Genomic DNA, 17,326 nt, shown 5'->3' with positions numbered 1-17,326 from the left:
GCGGTGAATGACTTGTTTAGGCGGCTGTCGGTAAGCATTTTGCCAAGCTTACTAAATATAATTGAGACGTAAACTCAGAGTTGAAGTTGGGGTTAGGGTTAGCCTTAGATCTGAATCTGAATATGGATAACTTTATCAATAGAGTTGATTGATTGGCAGGTTGGTTGGCTGGCTGATAGTTAGTTATTAATAATTGTGCCCCCATTGATATGTAAGATCTGGCCGGAAATATAAGCAGAATCTTCAGAGGCCAAAAATACGTATGCAGGAGCTAAATCTTTAGGTTGACCCGCACGCTGCATCGGAGTTGTGCTTCCGAAGGTCACCACCTGATCTACTTGAAAGGTTGAGGGGATTAAAGGGGTCCAAATTGGACCGGGAGCAACGCCATTAACTCGAATTCCTAATTTACAGAGCGATTCCGAAAGAGAACGGGTGAAGGAAACAACAGCCCCTTTGCTGGCCGAGTAGTCAATAAGCTGGTCGTGCCCTTCGTAGGCTGTAATGGAAGTCGTGTTAATGATTGTACTTCCAGATTTAAGATGGGGCAGAACAGCTTTGCTGAGATGAAAACAGCCGAATATATTGGTGCGAAAAGTTCTTTCGAGCTGAAAACTGGTGATATCCAGAAGACTGTTTTGGGGATGCTGTTCCCCGGCATTGTTGACTAAAATATCAATTTTGGCAAAAGCTTGAAGGGTGTTCCGGACAACCACTGCGCAGAAGGCTTCATCACCAACATCTCCTGCTAATGTCAAGCAACGGTGTCCTAATTCTTCAATTCGCGCTTTTGTTTCATTGGCATCCGTATCTTCATTATAATAAACAATCACAACATCGGCGCCTTCTTTGGCATAAGCAATAGCAACCGCTCTTCCTATGCCACTGTCTCCTCCCGTTACTATCGCAACTTTTCCTTTTAACTTTTCACTTCCTTTATAGGCCGGGTCCTCAGCCAAAGGTTTCGGATTCATAAGTGTTTCCAGCCCTGGCTGCTGTTCTTGCTGTTGAGCTGGGAATGTAGGTTGCGCTTGTTTGGCCTGAGTCATATACACGGACTCCTTTCTTATATTGACTAGTGAAGTAAATCCATCATTGTTCACGCTTAATATTAAAATGACCTATTTTGGCGATTTGTACTCATTTGTCTAGAGGTTCACTAGAAAATAGGTAAATTTGCCCAACTTTGGATTACACGTAACGATAAAAATTTACTTGCCAAATGATATGAAAGTGATATCATATTAGTATCACCCAGGCTCACTTCTAGGCCGTTGCCTTAGGGAGATTCATTTAATGTAACAAATTAAGTTTATTATTTAAGGAGGTCTTTTCTCATGATTGAAAAGAAAGCTTGGGCTGTCAATGGCTATCTGGCCTTAATCTTCATGCTGGCACTCTTGATCGGAGGATTCGCTTTACTGTCTCAGAAAAATCTTCTGGGAATTCCCCTGCTTATCATCGCTATTATTCTAGGAACGGGAATCATCGTGGTTCAGCCCAATAAAGCTTATGCTCTCGTCTTTTTCGGCAGTTATTTAGGTACCATTCGCAAACCGGGCCTTTGGTTAAGTGTTCCTTTGGCCTTGCGCAAGGGAATTTCTCTGCGAGTCCGAAATTTTAACAGCAAAACATTAAAGGTTAATGATATCGAAGGGAATCCCGTAGAGATTGCAGCGGTGGTTGTTTTTCGTGTAGTTGATACTGCAAAAGCCATTTTTGACGTGGAAAAGTATGAACAGTTTGTCGAAATACAAAGTGAAACCGCTTTACGGCATATAGCAACGCGCTATGCTTATGACAACTTTGAGAGAAACGGAATTTCCCTGCGCGGAAATCCGGAAGAAGTATCCGCCGAGTTAATGAATGAACTCCAAGAACGTCTAATTCTGGCCGGAGTTGAAGTCAGCGAAACCCGATTAACTCATTTAGCCTATGCGACGGAAATTGCGGGAGCAATGTTGCAGCGCCAACAAGCTTCCGCTATCCTCTCAGCCCGTCAGATCATCGTCGAGGGTGCTGTCGGCATGGTTCAATTGGCGATTGAACGCATTGAAAAGGAGGGAGTTGTAAACCTTGACGACGAGCGCAAAGCCTCGATGGTCAATAATTTGCTTGTATCCATCGTTTCCGAACGAGCCACCCAACCTGTCATTAATACCGGGACAGTATATTCTTAATGTCTTAACCAATCTCTTAACCGAAAGTTAGCTTGCATCGGATGTGGAATATAGATGGTTAAAAAACAATTTCTGCTGCGAATGGACCCTAAACTCTACGCCGCCCTTGAGCGATGGGCCGCCGATGAATTTCGCAGTGTCAATGGCCATATAGAATATTTGCTCAAGGAAACTCTCCGCAAAGCGGGACGCTTAAAAGACCCTGCTAACCTTGCCGAGAAACCTCCTTTTGACGAGTAAACACGAATCAAATAACGGGATAGGCGGCCGAACAAATTTAAGTCACTCACCTGACTCACATTTGACTTAGAATCTATTAAAACCTATCTGAAACTAAACAGATTTAGCAAATGATAACTGTTTTATTTTTCCTTTAAGTAATAACGCAGAGCCTGCCATCACTATTAGAGTGATGGCAGGCTCTGCGTTTAACGGCAAAATTGTCAAACCTTAAAAATGGTTTTTGGCATACTCCACGCCTGTCTTCAAGGCTTTGGCATTTAACTCTGCCAGCTCAGGTTTTTTACCGGCTAGCTCCATTAGGGCTTTAATCAGAATATCATCCTCAACCGTCGGAGTTATGACTTGTATTACCCCTAGCATGACAATATTGGCAACTTTTGCTTCACCCATCTCATGGGCAATATCATTGACAGGAACACGTACAATCCGAATATCCTCTCTGCCCGGCAATTCCGGAACCATTGAAGAATTTACATACAAAGTTCCGCCCGGTACCACGCTGGCTAAAAATTTATGATAGGAGGCTTCGTTCATGACTAAGGCAATATCCGGCTTTCCTACCGTCGGAGACCCTATCCGTTTATCAGAAATAATTACGGAGCAGTTGGCGGTACCTCCGCGCATTTCCGGCCCATAGGCCGGAATCCAGGTAACTTGTCGTTTGGCAAGCATCCCCGCCTGAGCCATTACCTTTCCGATAAACAAAACTCCCTGACCGCCAAAACCGGCAAAGAGATATTTTGATACTGCAGAACTCATGCTCTGTCTCCTCCTTCGGACGAAGGAACTTTCAATTCGCCTAAGGCAAATTGCGGCTTCATCTTAGTATTCAACCACTCCAAAGCCTCAACGGGATTGACACCCCAGTTAGTTGGGCAGGTTGAAAGAATACTGACGAAAGAATATCCCAAACCGTCCAGCTGAATTTGAAAGGCCTTTCTAAGAGCTTTTTTGGCTTCTTTTATAGCTTGCGGACTCTCGACGGACACGGAGGCAACATAAACCGCGCCTTCGACCTGGGTCAAGACTTTGGGCAGATCCAGAGGAAAACCCATGGTCCCTGCATCGCGGCCATAAGGAGACGTTGATGTCCTCTGTCCTACCAAGGAGGTTGGGGCCATCTGTCCTCCTGTCATACCATAAATTGCATTATTAACAAAAATTGAAGTTATCTTTTCACCGCGAGCTGCGGCAGAAACCGTCTCGGCAAGCCCAATCGAAGCTCCATCGCCGTCACCCTGGTACGTGAAGATAAAGCGATCCGGACGTGCTCGTTTGGCACCTGTCGCCACGGCAACCGCCCGGCCGTGTGCGGCGCCGATCATGTCACAGGAAAAATAATTCTCACAAAAACCGGCACAGCCGACTGGGGCAACTCCGATCGTTTTTTCAACCAAGTCCATTTCTTCCAGCAGTTCTCCAATTAAGCGATGGATAATCCCGTGTGTGCATCCGGGACAATAATGAAAGGGGCGTTCAGTTAGACCCGAAGTCTTCGTAAAAATCGCTTTCATCCCTACACCCTCCCTAACAACTGTGCTTTAAAGGCAGCGACCACTTCTTCCGGTTCCGGCGTCATACCGCCTTGACGGCTACAAAAACCGACTGGAGCTTGTCCGTTAACGATAAGCTTCACGTCATCGACCATTTGTCCTGCGCTCAATTCCACGCTCATCCAACCCTTGATCTGAGATAAGCGCGCCGCCAGGCCTTTTTCAGGAAAGGGCCACAAGGTAACCGGCCGGAAAAGCCCGACTTTAACGCCCTCGTCCCGCAGCATATCCACAGCCGTTTCCGTAATTCGCGCACTGGTCCCAAAAGCTACAAAAGCATAGTCGGCGTCGTCCATCAGATACTCTGCATAACGTTGTTCCGTGTCTTTAATCAAGGACATTTTTTTGCCCCAGCGAATATTCTCGGCTTCTCCGAGATCCGGAGTGAGGTAATAACTGATCACGTTATTTTTAGGCCGTCCTTCAGCTCCACTTGCAGCCCAGGTTTTGGGTCCAAGTTTCCTGCCTTCATAAGGAGGAAACTCGACAGGTTCCATCATTTGCCCTAAGATCCCGTCCACCGCAATGATGACCAGATTGCGATAACAGTCCGCTATGTCAAAGGCTTCTTTCGTTAGATCAACCATTTCCTGTACGGAGGATGGAGCGAGAACTACACCATGGTAATCCCCATGACCGCCGCCTTTTGTCAATTGGAAATAGTCTGCTTGGGTAGGTCCCAATCCTCCCAAACCGGGGCCTCCTCTCATAACATCGACAATCACGCAAGGAATCTCAGCGGCAAACAAAAACGAAAGCCCTTCTTGCATTAAACTAAAACCCGGACTTGACGTGCCTGTCATAACCCTTTCCCCCACGGCACCTGCTCCATAGACCATATAAATCGCGGCCACTTCACTCTCCGCCTGAAGATACGTTCCGCCTGAGCTTTTCATTTTTTTAGACATGTACTCAGGTATTTCCGTTGACGGAGTGATCGGGTACCCATAAAAGAGACGGCAGCCGGCTTGAATCGCTGCCTCAGCAATTGCTTCATTCCCCTTCATTAATATTGCCATCTTAAGCTCACTCTCCTTTCTCTTCACGATAAACTTCCAAAACCAAATCCGGGCAGATCAAAGCGCAAAAAGCACAACCAATGCAGGCACTTTGATCTTTTACTTCCACAGAATAATAACCTTTGCTGTTAGCCGTCTCTCCGATACTTAAGATTTTTTTCGGACAGGCATGAACACAAAGTCCACAGCTTTTACAGCGTTCCGTGTTAATCGTAACAAAATTCTTCATCCCATGTTTCCTCCTCTACAATGCTTTTACTGGGTTTTTCCAGCCAAGACTCAAATGGCGCTGAACCGGAATCCAATCCGTTTCCCAGGCAAGCCCCGCTTTTTCAGCCCATTGCGGATTAACGCCACAGGCAACCTTCGGTATTCCGGTTTTAGCTACGAGGGCTTGAATGATCTCCTCCGCTTTCTGCCAGTCTTGCACCGTCGTCCAATCTTGCAGATTAGAGTTATTAATCCAACCGTCTACACTTAAATGCGATTTTCTCTCCATGTCCTGCCTAAGATTTTCTATTTCCTCAAGCGTACTAAAAGGACGAAAGACATTCACAACCTGAAGTACAGCTACATCGTCAGCTTGCAGCAAGGCATGATATCTGCCCACGATCGTAGCTCCCGCTTCATTGCCGCCGACATCGAGTATCACCCGCTTAGTAGAATCCCGCAAAGCTCCTTCAATTTGGGGTGTCAGTGACGGATTCTCGGCAAAGGCTAAATCTCCCTGGGGGCGAATTACTTCGACTCCCGCTTTTTCTAAAGGAACGGCAACTTCACGGGAACGGAAGTAAGGGTTGATTAAATCGAGGTCTACTAAAGCCACCCGTTGGCTGGTTTTTGCCCATTGATAAGCTAAGCTTATGGCTAATTGGGTTTTCCCGGCGCCATAGCCGCCTAATAAAACTAAGACTCTGCGATCAAGAAAATTGTCTTCAGACGTGTTGTTACCCTCCTTTGAAAATTAAGAATGCAGCGCTTTTTGTCCTAAAGCCGCCAAAGTTATGGCCATTAACTTGCTTCTGGGGGTATCATTTCTTGAGGTTAAAACGATAGGAACTTGAGCACCCAATACTATCCCCGCCATTGTTGCTCCGGCAAAGTAGACTAAAGCTTTGCCCAATACATTTCCAACTTCTATCGTGGAGACTAAAAATAAGTCAACATCCCCATTAATCTGACTGGGAATTCCTTTATGTTTCAGTGCAACGGCGCTGACTGCTCCATCGAGAGCCAGCGGCCCCTCCACAATTGCATTGGGAAATTCTCCTTTTTGATTCATTTCCATCAATGCCTTAGCATCCACCGTTGTTGGCATTTTAGGATTTACAACTTCGTTTGCCGCTAAAGCAATAACATTCACCGGGTCCATCCCAATATCCTTTAAAAATAACAGACTATTCTCCAGTATTTCCTTTTTCTGACCTAAATCCGGAGCAATATTCATTCCCCCGTCCGTTACAAAAAGAAGCCGGGAAAAACCGGGAATTTGGAAAGCGGCTAAATGACTAAGCAGACGTCCTGTTCTCAACCCTCGTTCCGAGCGTAAGACAGCTTTCAAAAAATCCGAACTATTGATTAACCCTTTCATGAGAAAATGGGCCTGTCCATCGACTACCGCGTCCACAGCTCTATGAGCGGCATCTATGGGATCGGGTACATGAATCAACTCCGTCCGCTCCAGGTTTAATCCAATTTCCAAAGATATTTGCTGAATTACATTAACGTCTCCAATAAGAACCGGCGTAACCAAATCTTCCATTTCGGCAAGCTTAATCGCTTCCAGAACTTCTTTATCTGCTGCAGCCGCAACTGCTACTTTAGCACGCCCCCTGCTTTTGGCTTTATCAAGTAGGGACTCAAACCCAGTATACCGAATTACAATCACCCCATTTTTAGCCCAAAGGCCTTATGCCTTGTAGAGCAACGCCTGCTCCTCACCGCGGAGAACCCTTAAAGCTCCTAAGGCTAACGCTTCCATTTCTTCTTCGCCTGGAACCAACTCAACCGGAGCTATAAACGATACCCGCCGACTGATTTCTCGGGTGATAAATTCCGAATAAGCGAGTCCACCCGTTAAAACGATTCGATCGACTTTGCCCGCCAATACTGTAGCCATAGCCCCAATTTCTTTCGCAACCTGGTAACAAAGTCCTTCCAAAACGAGCTTAGCTTTCGAATTTCCCTCGTTCATCCACTTTTCGACTAAACGAGCATCTTTAGTTTGCAGATAGGCAAACATGCCGCCTTCTTTGAGAATTTTTGCCAACATTTCTTCTTCGGAATATTTACCGGAATAACAAAGTTTAACAAGCTGATATACAGGTAAAGTACCGCATCGTTCCACGGAGAAAGGGCCTTCATTATTGGCGTTATTAACATCAATCATTCTGCCCTTCAAATGAGGAGCTACGGAAATCCCGCTGCCTAAATGGGCTACAATCAGTGTAACATCGCGATAAGTCCTTCCCAACTGACGGGCAACTTTGCGAGCTACCGCCTTCATATTCAAAGCGTGAGCTTGACTTATACGGGGCAATTCCGGGAGCCCGGAGAGCCGTGCAAGGGGTTCCAATTCGTCAACGGCGACAGGATCGACGATAAAAGCGGGAACCTGAATTTTTTGCCCCAAGTGATAGGCTATAATCCCGCCTAAATTAGAAGCATGCTCTCCGCCCGGCGCATTTTGTAACGTGCGGACAAGGTCGCCATCTACAAGATAAGTTCCCCCAACTAGAGGATTAAGCAAACCGCCTCGACCGACTATGGCGTCAAAGCTTTCCAGGGTGACATGCTTGATCCCAAGCACATTTAAAATGGAAGCTATTCTATAGTCATATTGATCTCCAACTCGGGCAAACTGCCCTATTGCATCGGCCGAATGATCAATTCCCTCTTTCCAAAGACAAGCTTCATTCTCATAAGCTGCTACCTTTGTGGAAGTTGAACCCGGATTTATGACGAGTACTCTCAAATACCCATCCCCTTTACTAAATTTCTTTTATTCCTCGGGCTGAATTCGAATCGGCATCTATAATGACATCAACAATATTTTACAAAAAAATCTATATTCTGCCTGCTTTTACCTCAAATTCAGGAATTAAAGGTCCTTTAAATTATAACATAAATCTAAAAAAAGTAATGCTTTCTGCATATCTAAAACTATTGCCTGGACCGGAGTTTAATTCCAAGGAATACTAGGCCCTAAGTTATTGATGGGGTTGCGACAAATTTTGTCAAAATTTGTCGCAACCCCATTTAAGTAAGGCGGTTCGCTGGGTGACACAAGGCATATTCCGCCACTATCTCAATATTAAATTTCCAGCAATGCAAAAGAACTTGAACTTATAATTTCGTTGCTAAAATTTCCAAGCGATAGGTTGTAATAAAGTCAGGTCCATAAGGATAGTGGCTTTTACAATCCTCAGATAGCTCATCAAGCAGGCAAAAGATTTCACGCCTGTTCCCCTGATCAGTGTCCATTCTGTCAAACCACTGCGGCAATTTATACTCTTCTCGGAGAAAAGAAAGGTCTTCAACCGCCAAAGGAAGCTCTTTCAGCAACTCCTTCCATTGGCGTGGTGAATAGGAGCATTGATGAGAACTGTCTCTTAAGAGTTCAAGCCGGTTAAATTCTCTTTCCGATTCTTCCCCATCATAAACCGAACAATCCAATACATAAAACTTACCACCCGGCTTTAAAACCCTGCACATCTCCTTTAAAGCCTTTTTCACATTCGAAAAGTGGTGAATTGCAAACCTGGAAACCACAATGTCAAATTGTTCATTAGAAAAACTCAGCAAGTGTATATCATTCATGACAAAATCGACATTATGCACTTGTAAAGACGCAGCAGCCTTTTTTGCTTCTGACAGCATCTCCGGAGTAATATCAATCGCCACCACTTTGTTAACGTATTTGGCCAGAGCTAGAGCTGTATGCCCTCCTCCAGTGGCAACGTCCAAAGCGACGGCATCGGAGGTTGGCTTCAGAAGCTGGATCATTCTTTCTAAATCCACAGGATTTCCATGTGTTGAACTAAGCCTGTAATCTGAAGCTCTTGGCCCGAAATTTTTAAGAATCTCGCTGTGATTATTCATATGCCTTTCCCTCCCGAATTAACAATTTGACCTGTTTCCTTGGCAAGTTAAAAACCTTTGAGATCCTAGAGGCAAGTAAATTGAAGAGCAGCTATAAACAAGTACGCCTTATAAACGACAAGTCATACCCTTCCGTAACTTGCCATTTACAAGGCGCTTTCACCTTATTGAGCTATTACACGTCGAGCGCCCAAGTAGCGGGACGACCAATATGAGTTTGTCATATCATCGTAAGAAACACCGCCGTTAGAGGAGTTAATCATGGTATTATTCCCGACATAGATTCCAACGTGAGAAGCATCTGAGGCATAAGTATGGAAGAATACTAAATCACCTGGCTGCAGATTTGAGCGGGAAACGGCCACACCGTTATTAAATTGCTGTTCAGACGTTCGACTTAAGGAAATACCAAAATGACGGTAGACGTATTGAACATACCCGGAACAATCAAATCCCGGGGAAGGAGTGGTCCCCCCCCAAACATAAGGAATGCCCAGAAATTGGGAAGCGTAACCTAAGACCTGTTTTGCTCCACCGGAAATGGCGACTGTCCCGCTCACTCCACCAGAATCTCCCCGTCCAATTGCTCCATTGTCCTTAGCTGCATTAGCCGCTTCTAACTCTTGTTGCTGAATTAATTGTTGAATCCGATTAACCTTTGCCTTGGTATTTAATGATTGATTAAGGGTTTCCTTTTCCGCTGAGCTTAACTGGGCAAGAATAACCTGCTGCTTGTCAAGCGCTTGCTGAACAGACTGCTGAGTCTGTGTTTTTTCTTGTAAGGTTGTCTGGATCGTCGCTTTCTTTTGATTAATTAATTTTTTCTGATCGTCTAAAGTACTGTTTAATGCGGCAAGATCATTCTGGAGCTTGCTGTAAGTTCCAACAATCATCTGAATCTTGTCCGCGCGGTCAATAAAATCAGATAGACTCGTAGCATCTAATAAAACTGCGATATAAGTTGATACACCGTCTTCATAATTGTTTTTTAAGAATTGCCCTAAGGCCTTGACATGCTCCTGACGCTGATCTTCCAATTTCGCCTGTTGATCTTCCAAATCCTTGAGGTGGCCTTGTTCCTGATTTAATAAAGTTTGTTCCCGGGCGATACTGCTGTTCAAAGCTTGAACAGATTGCTTTAACCCTAAGACTTGCGCCGTAGCAGTCGCCACTTTATCTTTTTGATCACTCAAGGTGCCATTTAATTGCTCAAGCTGTCGTTGGGATTGATTTAACTGGTCGTGCAAATCATCTGCCCGTACTGGAATTACTGAAGCTGTCAATAGGAAAACCCCAATTGTACTAATCACTGCCGATTTATATAAGAGTAAACCCTTTCTTATTCTCATGAACCAAACTCCTCATGAAACCTTTTCATAAAGAGTTCGCCATGAACCGCTAAAATCCTTGTCAAAAAATTTAGAATTTCTTACTTAGGCCTTTACTAATTCTCCATTTGACACAATAGTTGCTATTTTATTTAAATTCGCTTTTGAACTGGCGCTCTTTTGTAATGCGGGATAAGGCACAGTATGCTGTGTCATATCCCACACATTAAGCCTTTAAAGCTGCCCACAACCAACCCAAATTTCCATCGCATAATTGTGGTTTCTCCGGATCAAATAGGCTCGAATTGCTGATTTAAGCAACATCCAGGCTCTGAAAAGAAAAAAGTTTATTTAATATTGTACTTGGCATCACTCTTGCGTATATAAAGTTCGACAATAGTTCAGAGGAGTGTGTTTATGAACGTATTAAGAAAACCAATTAAAAAGACCTTTCTTTCCTTATCTCTCTTACTTTTAATGCTCATAGTTACTGGCAATGCCCTGGCAGCATCCGGCGGACTCGATCAAGACGCAGGCCCGTATCATGTTGCACTGCAAACCAATCCCGAAACCCTCGTAGCCAATCAACCGGCAACATTTACCCTAACCATTAAAGACAAGGCTACGGGCAAACCTATTACCGGAGCAAAAGTAATGATGAGCTCGCCAACCATGACCGGAAGCACTGGCATGAACGGCTCTGACAACAACATGGCCGGCATGGATATGTCTTCCAGCATGGATAAGCAAGGCGGAGCAGCCATGCAAGAACAATCTTCCATGGGGTCTATGAGCATGGACCCGGGCACGTATATGATGGAAGGCATGTCCTTCAACCAACCTGGCCAATGGAATCAAGAGGTTACCATTTCTTCACCTCTCGGAGACACCACTGTTGATTTTCCAATAACTGTCGCTAAATCAGGTCCTAATTTCCTTCTTATTGGAAGTGTAGCCGGGGTCGTGGTGATTGCCGGAATACTCGCCGCATTTTTAAGGAAAAAGAAACACTAAGAAAGTCGAGGACGTTGAAATGGATTCTAAAAAGCGACCCATAAACTTCCTTAATTACTCCGTGCTTAAACGTTTTTTGCAAAGTCCTTTCTACCCAAGAATTTTCCAGTGGATCACTGTTTTAGTATTTGGGGTGATTATGGTCGAAACCCTGGCAGGCCCCACAAATGTCGGGGTAAACTTTGGTTCTGCCGCCACTTGGGTTCTTTGGTGGCCACTTATTCCTTTTTTCTTCTTTTTGCTTGGCCGGTTTTGGTGCGGAATTTGCCCATTTGCCTGGGTTAGCGATTTGACACAAAAATTATTTGGAGCAAATCTGAAAGTACCAAAATTCATCCGCAAGTACGGCCTTTGGATCATTGATATAACCTTTATTTTGATTACCTGGTCCGATCACATTTGGGGAATTGTCGAATCTCCACGGGGATCAGGAACCCTCTTATTGCTGATTCTAGGCGGTGTCATGGTCAGCGCCTTGCTGTTCGAACGCCGTACTTGGTGCCGTTACCTATGTTTCCTCGGCAGTTTGTCCGGCAACTACTCCAGATCCGGCATGCTGGAACTGCGGGCCGACAAAGACACCTGCAAAACCTGTAAGACGAGGGATTGTTATAAAGGAGGTTCCAAAGCGCCGGGCTGTCCGATGTTTGAATTTCCGATGGCTATGGAGAACAACGCCAATTGTAATCTCTGCGGAAACTGCATTAAAAATTGCCCCCATGATTCGATCCGTCTGACCCCCCGTAAACCAACCAGCGAGTTTTGGTCCATGACCAGAGCACATTTTGAAGAATCTTTCTTAGCCATTGTCATCGTTGGGATTGTTTTTGTTCAAAACATTACAATGTTAGACTTTTATCCCTCCTTCCTTAAATGGACAGAACAAACTTTGGGTATTGCTAATCAGGATATCGCCTTTACGATTCTCTTTCTAATCGCCATGGCCACTCCTGTCTCACTTCTTTTTGCAGCAACCGCCATTTCTAAACGCTTTACCGGCGAGACACTGCGCAATGCCTTTGCTCGTTTTGGCTACGCAGTCATTCCCCTCGACCTGGCTTCTCATATGGCTCATAACCTCTTCCATCTTCTAGCGGAAGGAAAAGACACCTACTATACGTTTATGGGATTGTTCGGGGTGCATCTTGAAGGGTCGTCTTCTTTTGTTTCCGACCCAATCATCCAAGTTATGCAATACTTCTTAGTGATTGCCGGAACTCTCGGCTCCCTCTACACTGCCTATCGCATTGCTAGGACGAATTATGGTTTAAGCAAAGCACTTGCTGTTTCTCTGCCTTATCTTGCCGTCATTTTGCTCTTTGGTGTATTAAACTTTCTCACCTTTACGGTAAGAATGAGCATGCGTATGTAGTTTCATAGTTACTTGCCTGCCTCCTGGTCCGGATCATGACCGCTGCTTACCGGCAAACAATAATACAAAAAGTGCTAAGAACAATTCTCAGCACTTTTTGTATGTAGTATTCAGACCATCGGCTAAAATTTAGAAATTCATCATGCTATTTCCGGTACTCGTTGTACCATTCATCATTGTACTTTTAGAACCGGAATTACTGCTTCCCTTTATCGTCTTTCCTCCAAATTGACTCATAAATTGGTTCATTTTATTCAGGTTTTCTTCTCCCATGTAGGCTTTAAGATTAGTATCGGAATTCATGAGATCTTGCATGGTTTCAACATCCCCCGTTTGCATGGCTTGCTGCATTGCTGCTGAATTATGGATATTTTGCATAGCCGGCGAGTTCATTAACGTTTGGTGTTGGCCCGGTGAAAAGGTTTGCTGCATGAAACTCTGCATTTGATTCACCCATCCATTGCCTTGACCCGGAGCCGTTCCCGCTAAAACAGGTAAAGCCATAAGGCTTATTGCCATGGCTGTTGTTCCTATGATTGCCACGATTTTCTTGCTGAGTTTTTTCATTTAATATTCCCCCTAATTTTAATTTTTCTTTGGCTTGCTGCATTTAGCCGGGTAATTTTCTATGCCTTTAGTGTAACCTCCGCTTACGATCTTCTCATGAAAAAGTTATGAATTTCTCATGAACAAAGAGTCTAAGTCTCAATTCTATTTGCTAAAAATTCTATAAGCATATTGGCACTGAGAGACTTTTACCAAACTTAAGCGTTCATTCAGCTCAGATTAGATTAGAGTTAAGATACGATAAATTAAAAATATCCCCTACGTTCATGCTTTCACTTTTTTCGCGCATAAAAATACCGAAAGACTATCTCAACGATAGTCTTCCGGTTGTTACTCGCTTCTTTTGGCTTTCGCCCTATTCGGCATCTTTAAAGCGTATCATCGGACATTTTTTACAAGCATCGAGTCCAGGCCATTCGGTGCCGTTATAGGGGAAGGACGCGCCGCCCATTACTTCTGTGCGGTGAGCTAATTGACGTGCCACATCAAGTATCTGGTCGCCTGGGATAAAGACGTTTACTTCACCTTTTTCAGTTTTTCCGGAGGTATAACTTCCGGAACACATCGTGTTCATATTGGGTTTATGATTCATATAGGACCAAACGGCACCTCCGCAGACGGCGGAATTTACAGTATAATTGAACTGGAGCGGATGGACATGAAAAGCACCCACGAAATCATTCAAGATATGATACGCTTGCAGCGGATTGCAGACAAACATAACGACATCGGGTTCAACCGGAGTTTTGGCCAACGGGGCGGTCATAAATACCTTCAGTTCCCCCATCGACAGGCGTGGCTTGCTGGCCATCACCTCTTTGGCATATTCGTCATCGATCACATATTTAAAATGGCCTTTGGCTTCTTCATCCGAAGGTTCAGTATAGCCGAAACTGGTCAGGCAATTTTCACATAGAATATTACTGTCGTTACCTTTCAAAACATAATTGGCCATACGTGAGGCTGCTGTAAACTGACAAAACGTCATTTTGGCAGCTGCTTTTTTTTCGGCCGGATATTTTGCGGCCTCTTCCTCCGATTTAAAAAACTTAATTGCTACAGGATGATAATCCAGTTTCAACAAACGCTCGAAGAGCTCCTGGGCTTCTGGGTATGTCATGTTCGTATTCGGATTAAACACTTCAAACTTCTCCTTTCAAAACTAGAAGCAGAAGCTTATCTGCATCTAATCTCATGATTTACTTAATTAGGTTAGTATTAGATAATTCTTATTTAGATAATTCTTATTCCAGTAGCATGCTGGATTATCGGGCCAAATACATAGCCAATTCCAATGTAGGTGAGAACCACTGCCAAAAAGCCTTTCAGATAGACACCTTTAATATATTTGGAAAGGATAGGTCCAAGGTAAGAGCCAACTAAAACTCCAATCAGTTCAAAACCGACCAACGGCAAATCCAGCTGACTTCCCATGCGGAGGTAGTTACTGATACTTGTCAAAGAAGAAATTATGATCGACAAGCCTGAAGTACCTGCGACGATGAACATTGGAAAGCCAAGCACACTGCTCAGGAACGGCACGAGCAAGAAACCGCCGCCGACACCGAGTGCCGCTGAGATAATGGCGACAATAACTCCGGCTAAGAATGGCGCAAGGGTATTATATTTGAATGTTTCACCGGCAAACGTAAAGGTATTTTTAATGCCCATTTCAGTGAAATTAACGCCGATTTCTTTGATCTCATTAAGTTTTCCGGAAGCTTTCAGTTCTTTAACTTTATCTTCAAATACTTTCGTTGCTTTTTTTACTTTTTGTTGTTTTTCTCGGAATCCAGGGGTCATTTCATACCACAGACGAGCGGCGATAACAAAGGTAATTATACCGAAGAACCATTGATACGAGGTCATTTCTTTAAGATAAGTGTGGGAAAGCCAGGAACCGAGCAGCGCACCGACGATACCGCCTATACCCAAACTTATAGCCGCCGGAACGACAAGACGTTTTTCTTTTAAATATAAGGGAGAAGACATGATTGGGCTGACCACGGTGAGAATCTGGTTCATGGGTTTAATAACATTGGCTTTTTTCATCCCGAAGATGGTAATGTGTCCTACGCCGGCCAGAATCCCGCCGGCTGCTCCGATAGACGAAAACACAAACCCGACAAATGCCATCCAAATAATAACAACGATAGGATTAACTGTAACACCCGCAATATGAAAGAACATTTTATGCACCTCCAAAAAATCTAATCCGGTTTACCTAGTTACCGGATGAGCCGAAACATTGCCGGTATACCTGCGCAGCAACCGGCGACCAATATAATACATAATCATTACGAACGGATACCAGACAATCACATAAGCATGATTGTCAATCAAGGGTAAATTAAATGGCAGTGTAAAGTAGGGCAGCCACAAACTTATGAATCCCATGATAAAGAAGTGGGGGATTAGAAAACCAATTCCGTCCAAAAAAGACCAAGTCAAGTATTCACAGAGCATCTCGTTCAATTCCCTTTGCAATAAGGTGTACATGTCCTTATTATCATTTTCATAAGCTAAAGATGCTAATTCCCTGTATTCGGTCATCTTGGACATTATATTTTCCTGTTTTTTACGGTGAGGATGTAATATTTTATCAATAATTTCAAACCCAGCCAGCATAACTAATTCCTCACTTATTATTTTTTCTTCCCATAACTTTTATATGCTTGTTTAACATTTTTTACATTGACAACACCCTTCTCTCTTTAAAATTAGAATAAGACCTTGTGTATATTATGACAAATTTATAACGCTTATAGATGTCTGACAAGTGACCAAAAAGATGTTATCTTAACGACATTAATATTGTCGTGTAAACGACACCTTTTGTTGAAATATTTATTGCCTTTCGTGAGGCAAACTCCAGCAATGCGTTTCGAGATCTTTTCTCCCAACGCAAAAAGACTACCTAATGGTAGTTCCAACGAGTTCCGTTAGGTAGTTCAAAACAGAGAATCGCATTTAATTTTGCATTGATTTTATCATAAGTAAGCACAGTATTTAGAAATCATCCAGAAAATCAAAGATGAAGACCATTTTTTTTGCGATCTTCATCTTTTTTAGTCCGTATTGAATATCTCTTTTGCTTATACCTTTTTCTGCACATTTTAAGAATGTTGCGAATTGTAATCTTTCAATTATAGGAATAAATATCTCAAATAATGTTACTTTTAATATCAACATCTATGATCATCTTTTGGCAATCTCTACAATAATAAGTTTCCAATTCATTTAAGTCCCAAGCGTCTGTTAACTTTATACCTTTTTGGAATTGGCTTATGAACGGACCTTTATCTCTTGATTCTTCAATCCATTTTAATGCGGATCTGTGTCCATATATTACTCCTTTTTCCATCTTCTGATGACAATATGGGCATTCCACGATATTTCACCTCAACTTCACAATATGTTGGCTACGAAACATATTTATACAACCAAGTTCCTTTTCTTAATTGGTTCTTTTTCTTAATCGCAAACTCATTTGAGACAAAATATGTTACGAATGCATCATAGCTTTATATTTATTGATTACATATTATACCATAAGGAGTTGGGAATTCCTGTTTTAACACTTCATTTCTAAATAAAAATATATTATATCTCTGTATGAATACACTCTAGCAACGATACCCAATTGTTATTCAGGAATTAACGCCTATTTATAAATGTCTCAATCCTTCTATGATAAGAATTCACATGTTGAATCTGGTATAAACCATTAATCACATACTTCTTTTTACTCTGGATTCGCTCTACTTGCTTTATAAATACACAAAAAGGACTACCTTATGGTAGTCCTTTTTGCTTCTTACCTGGCGATGACCTGCTTTTCCAGGAGCTTGCGCCCCAAGTATCATCGGCCCTGGAGGTCTTAACTTCCGTGTTCGGGATGGGAACGGGTGGTACCCCTCCGGCATGATCACCAGATCTCTGAGATCCC

At 43.4% G+C, this 17,326-nt stretch carries 19 protein-coding genes and 1 rRNA gene; 4 read left to right on the top strand and 16 right to left on the bottom strand.

Annotated elements, in window-relative coordinates; translation table 11 throughout:
* Positions 1-179: 179 nt before the first annotated feature.
* Positions 180-1,049: an SDR family oxidoreductase gene (locus REC12_RS07775; protein ID WP_308893353.1), complete on the bottom strand. Its 870-nt coding sequence runs from the start codon at positions 1,047-1,049 to the stop codon at positions 180-182.
* A 288-nt stretch (positions 1,050-1,337) separates the two neighbouring features.
* Between REC12_RS07775 and REC12_RS07770 the strand changes: the two genes are divergently transcribed.
* Together REC12_RS07770 and REC12_RS07765 are read left to right on the top strand one after the other, a co-directional pair.
* The gene (locus REC12_RS07770) at positions 1,338-2,180 is read left to right on the top strand and encodes an SPFH domain-containing protein (protein ID WP_308893352.1); all 843 of its coding nucleotides are present in this window, start codon (positions 1,338-1,340) and stop codon (positions 2,178-2,180) included.
* Positions 2,181-2,234: 54 nt separating this feature from the next.
* On the top strand, positions 2,235-2,420 hold the full coding sequence (locus REC12_RS07765; RefSeq protein WP_308893351.1) for a type II toxin-antitoxin system antitoxin: 186 nt from the start codon (positions 2,235-2,237) through the stop codon (positions 2,418-2,420).
* 210 nt (positions 2,421-2,630) lie between these two features.
* Here REC12_RS07765 and REC12_RS07760 read toward each other — a convergent pair whose 3' ends face one another.
* The 9 genes from REC12_RS07760 to REC12_RS07720 form a co-directional block, all read right to left on the bottom strand.
* Positions 2,631-3,182, bottom strand: a complete 552-nt coding sequence (locus REC12_RS07760) for a 2-oxoacid:ferredoxin oxidoreductase subunit gamma family protein (protein WP_308893350.1) — start codon at positions 3,180-3,182, stop codon at positions 2,631-2,633.
* Entirely contained in the window at positions 3,179-3,937 is a 759-nt protein-coding gene (locus REC12_RS07755) for a thiamine pyrophosphate-dependent enzyme (RefSeq protein ID WP_308893349.1), read from the bottom strand. Before REC12_RS07755 ends, REC12_RS07760 begins: the two co-directional genes overlap by 4 nt.
* A gap of 2 nt (positions 3,938-3,939) precedes the next feature.
* On the bottom strand, positions 3,940-4,995 hold the full coding sequence (gene vorB, locus REC12_RS07750; RefSeq protein ID WP_308893347.1) for a 3-methyl-2-oxobutanoate dehydrogenase subunit VorB: 1,056 nt from the start codon (positions 4,993-4,995) through the stop codon (positions 3,940-3,942).
* A gap of 7 nt (positions 4,996-5,002) precedes the next feature.
* Positions 5,003-5,224 carry a 4Fe-4S dicluster domain-containing protein gene (locus REC12_RS07745; RefSeq protein WP_308893346.1) on the bottom strand — a complete coding sequence of 74 codons (222 nt, stop codon included), beginning with the start codon at positions 5,222-5,224 and terminating at the stop codon, positions 5,003-5,005.
* A gap of 15 nt (positions 5,225-5,239) precedes the next feature.
* Positions 5,240-5,821: a hypothetical protein gene (locus tag REC12_RS07740; RefSeq protein ID WP_308893345.1), complete on the bottom strand. Its 582-nt coding sequence runs from the start codon at positions 5,819-5,821 to the stop codon at positions 5,240-5,242.
* A gap of 138 nt (positions 5,822-5,959) precedes the next feature.
* A complete protein-coding gene (locus tag REC12_RS07735; protein WP_374214187.1) occupies positions 5,960-6,874 on the bottom strand; it encodes a bifunctional enoyl-CoA hydratase/phosphate acetyltransferase in 915 nt (304 codons plus the stop codon).
* Between the two features lie 30 nt (positions 6,875-6,904).
* Complete coding sequence (gene buk / locus REC12_RS07730) at positions 6,905-7,969, bottom strand: butyrate kinase (RefSeq protein WP_308893341.1); 1,065 nt, start codon at positions 7,967-7,969, stop codon at positions 6,905-6,907.
* A 371-nt stretch (positions 7,970-8,340) separates the two neighbouring features.
* The gene (locus REC12_RS07725; RefSeq protein ID WP_308893339.1) at positions 8,341-9,096 is read right to left on the bottom strand and encodes a class I SAM-dependent methyltransferase; all 756 of its coding nucleotides are present in this window, start codon (positions 9,094-9,096) and stop codon (positions 8,341-8,343) included.
* 164 nt (positions 9,097-9,260) lie between these two features.
* The gene (locus tag REC12_RS07720; RefSeq protein WP_308893337.1) at positions 9,261-10,445 is read right to left on the bottom strand and encodes a C40 family peptidase; all 1,185 of its coding nucleotides are present in this window, start codon (positions 10,443-10,445) and stop codon (positions 9,261-9,263) included.
* A 396-nt stretch (positions 10,446-10,841) separates the two neighbouring features.
* Between REC12_RS07720 and REC12_RS07715 the strand changes: the two genes are divergently transcribed.
* Positions 10,842-11,438, top strand: coding sequence for a hypothetical protein (locus REC12_RS07715; RefSeq protein WP_308893335.1), 597 nt, complete (start codon positions 10,842-10,844; stop codon positions 11,436-11,438).
* Positions 11,439-11,457: 19 nt separating this feature from the next.
* Complete coding sequence (locus REC12_RS07710; protein WP_308893333.1) at positions 11,458-12,810, top strand: 4Fe-4S binding protein; 1,353 nt, start codon at positions 11,458-11,460, stop codon at positions 12,808-12,810.
* Positions 12,811-12,939: 129 nt separating this feature from the next.
* Here REC12_RS07710 and REC12_RS07705 read toward each other — a convergent pair whose 3' ends face one another.
* The 6 genes from REC12_RS07705 to rrf all read right to left on the bottom strand — a co-directional run bounded on the left by REC12_RS07705 (position 12,940) and on the right by rrf (position 17,313).
* Complete coding sequence (locus REC12_RS07705) at positions 12,940-13,377, bottom strand: hypothetical protein (RefSeq protein ID WP_308893332.1); 438 nt, start codon at positions 13,375-13,377, stop codon at positions 12,940-12,942.
* A 355-nt stretch (positions 13,378-13,732) separates the two neighbouring features.
* Positions 13,733-14,518 (bottom strand): DUF169 domain-containing protein, encoded by a 786-nt coding sequence (locus tag REC12_RS07700; protein ID WP_308893331.1) that lies wholly within the window; start codon positions 14,516-14,518, stop codon positions 13,733-13,735.
* Between the two features lie 92 nt (positions 14,519-14,610).
* Entirely contained in the window at positions 14,611-15,567 is a 957-nt protein-coding gene (locus REC12_RS07695; RefSeq protein WP_308893330.1) for a sulfite exporter TauE/SafE family protein, read from the bottom strand.
* Positions 15,568-15,597: 30 nt separating this feature from the next.
* Complete coding sequence (locus REC12_RS07690) at positions 15,598-16,005, bottom strand: hypothetical protein (RefSeq protein WP_308893328.1); 408 nt, start codon at positions 16,003-16,005, stop codon at positions 15,598-15,600.
* Between the two features lie 535 nt (positions 16,006-16,540).
* Entirely contained in the window at positions 16,541-16,768 is a 228-nt protein-coding gene (locus tag REC12_RS26455; RefSeq protein WP_374214186.1) for a PF20097 family protein, read from the bottom strand.
* Positions 16,769-17,196: 428 nt separating this feature from the next.
* Positions 17,197-17,313 (bottom strand): 5S ribosomal RNA (rrf, locus tag REC12_RS07685).
* Between the last annotated feature and the right edge of the window lie 13 nt (positions 17,314-17,326).

Origin of the sequence: Candidatus Desulfosporosinus nitrosoreducens (assembly GCF_030954495.1) — a bacterium.
Classification (GTDB): domain Bacteria; phylum Bacillota; class Desulfitobacteriia; order Desulfitobacteriales; family Desulfitobacteriaceae; genus Desulfosporosinus; species Desulfosporosinus nitrosoreducens.
This window is presented reverse-complemented; position numbering and strand designations above follow the sequence as displayed.

Coding starts and splice junctions, on each gene's coding strand:
- REC12_RS07770 (WP_308893352.1), top strand. CDS start 1,338: ATGATTGAAAAGAAAGCTTGGGCTGTCAATGGCTATCTGGCCTTAATC.
- vorB (WP_308893347.1), bottom strand. CDS start 4,995: ATGGCAATATTAATGAAGGGGAATGAAGCAATTGCTGAGGCAGCGATT.
- REC12_RS07715 (WP_308893335.1), top strand. CDS start 10,842: ATGAACGTATTAAGAAAACCAATTAAAAAGACCTTTCTTTCCTTATCT.
- REC12_RS07725 (WP_308893339.1), bottom strand. CDS start 9,096: ATGAATAATCACAGCGAGATTCTTAAAAATTTCGGGCCAAGAGCTTCA.
- REC12_RS07765 (WP_308893351.1), top strand. CDS start 2,235: ATGGTTAAAAAACAATTTCTGCTGCGAATGGACCCTAAACTCTACGCC.
- REC12_RS07755 (WP_308893349.1), bottom strand. CDS start 3,937: ATGAAAGCGATTTTTACGAAGACTTCGGGTCTAACTGAACGCCCCTTT.
- REC12_RS07760 (WP_308893350.1), bottom strand. CDS start 3,182: ATGAGTTCTGCAGTATCAAAATATCTCTTTGCCGGTTTTGGCGGTCAG.
- REC12_RS07710 (WP_308893333.1), top strand. CDS start 11,458: ATGGATTCTAAAAAGCGACCCATAAACTTCCTTAATTACTCCGTGCTT.
- REC12_RS07745 (WP_308893346.1), bottom strand. CDS start 5,224: ATGAAGAATTTTGTTACGATTAACACGGAACGCTGTAAAAGCTGTGGA.
- REC12_RS07705 (WP_308893332.1), bottom strand. CDS start 13,377: ATGAAAAAACTCAGCAAGAAAATCGTGGCAATCATAGGAACAACAGCC.
- REC12_RS07720 (WP_308893337.1), bottom strand. CDS start 10,445: ATGAGAATAAGAAAGGGTTTACTCTTATATAAATCGGCAGTGATTAGT.
- REC12_RS07690 (WP_308893328.1), bottom strand. CDS start 16,005: ATGCTGGCTGGGTTTGAAATTATTGATAAAATATTACATCCTCACCGT.
- REC12_RS07775 (WP_308893353.1), bottom strand. CDS start 1,049: ATGACTCAGGCCAAACAAGCGCAACCTACATTCCCAGCTCAACAGCAA.
- REC12_RS07695 (WP_308893330.1), bottom strand. CDS start 15,567: ATGTTCTTTCATATTGCGGGTGTTACAGTTAATCCTATCGTTGTTATT.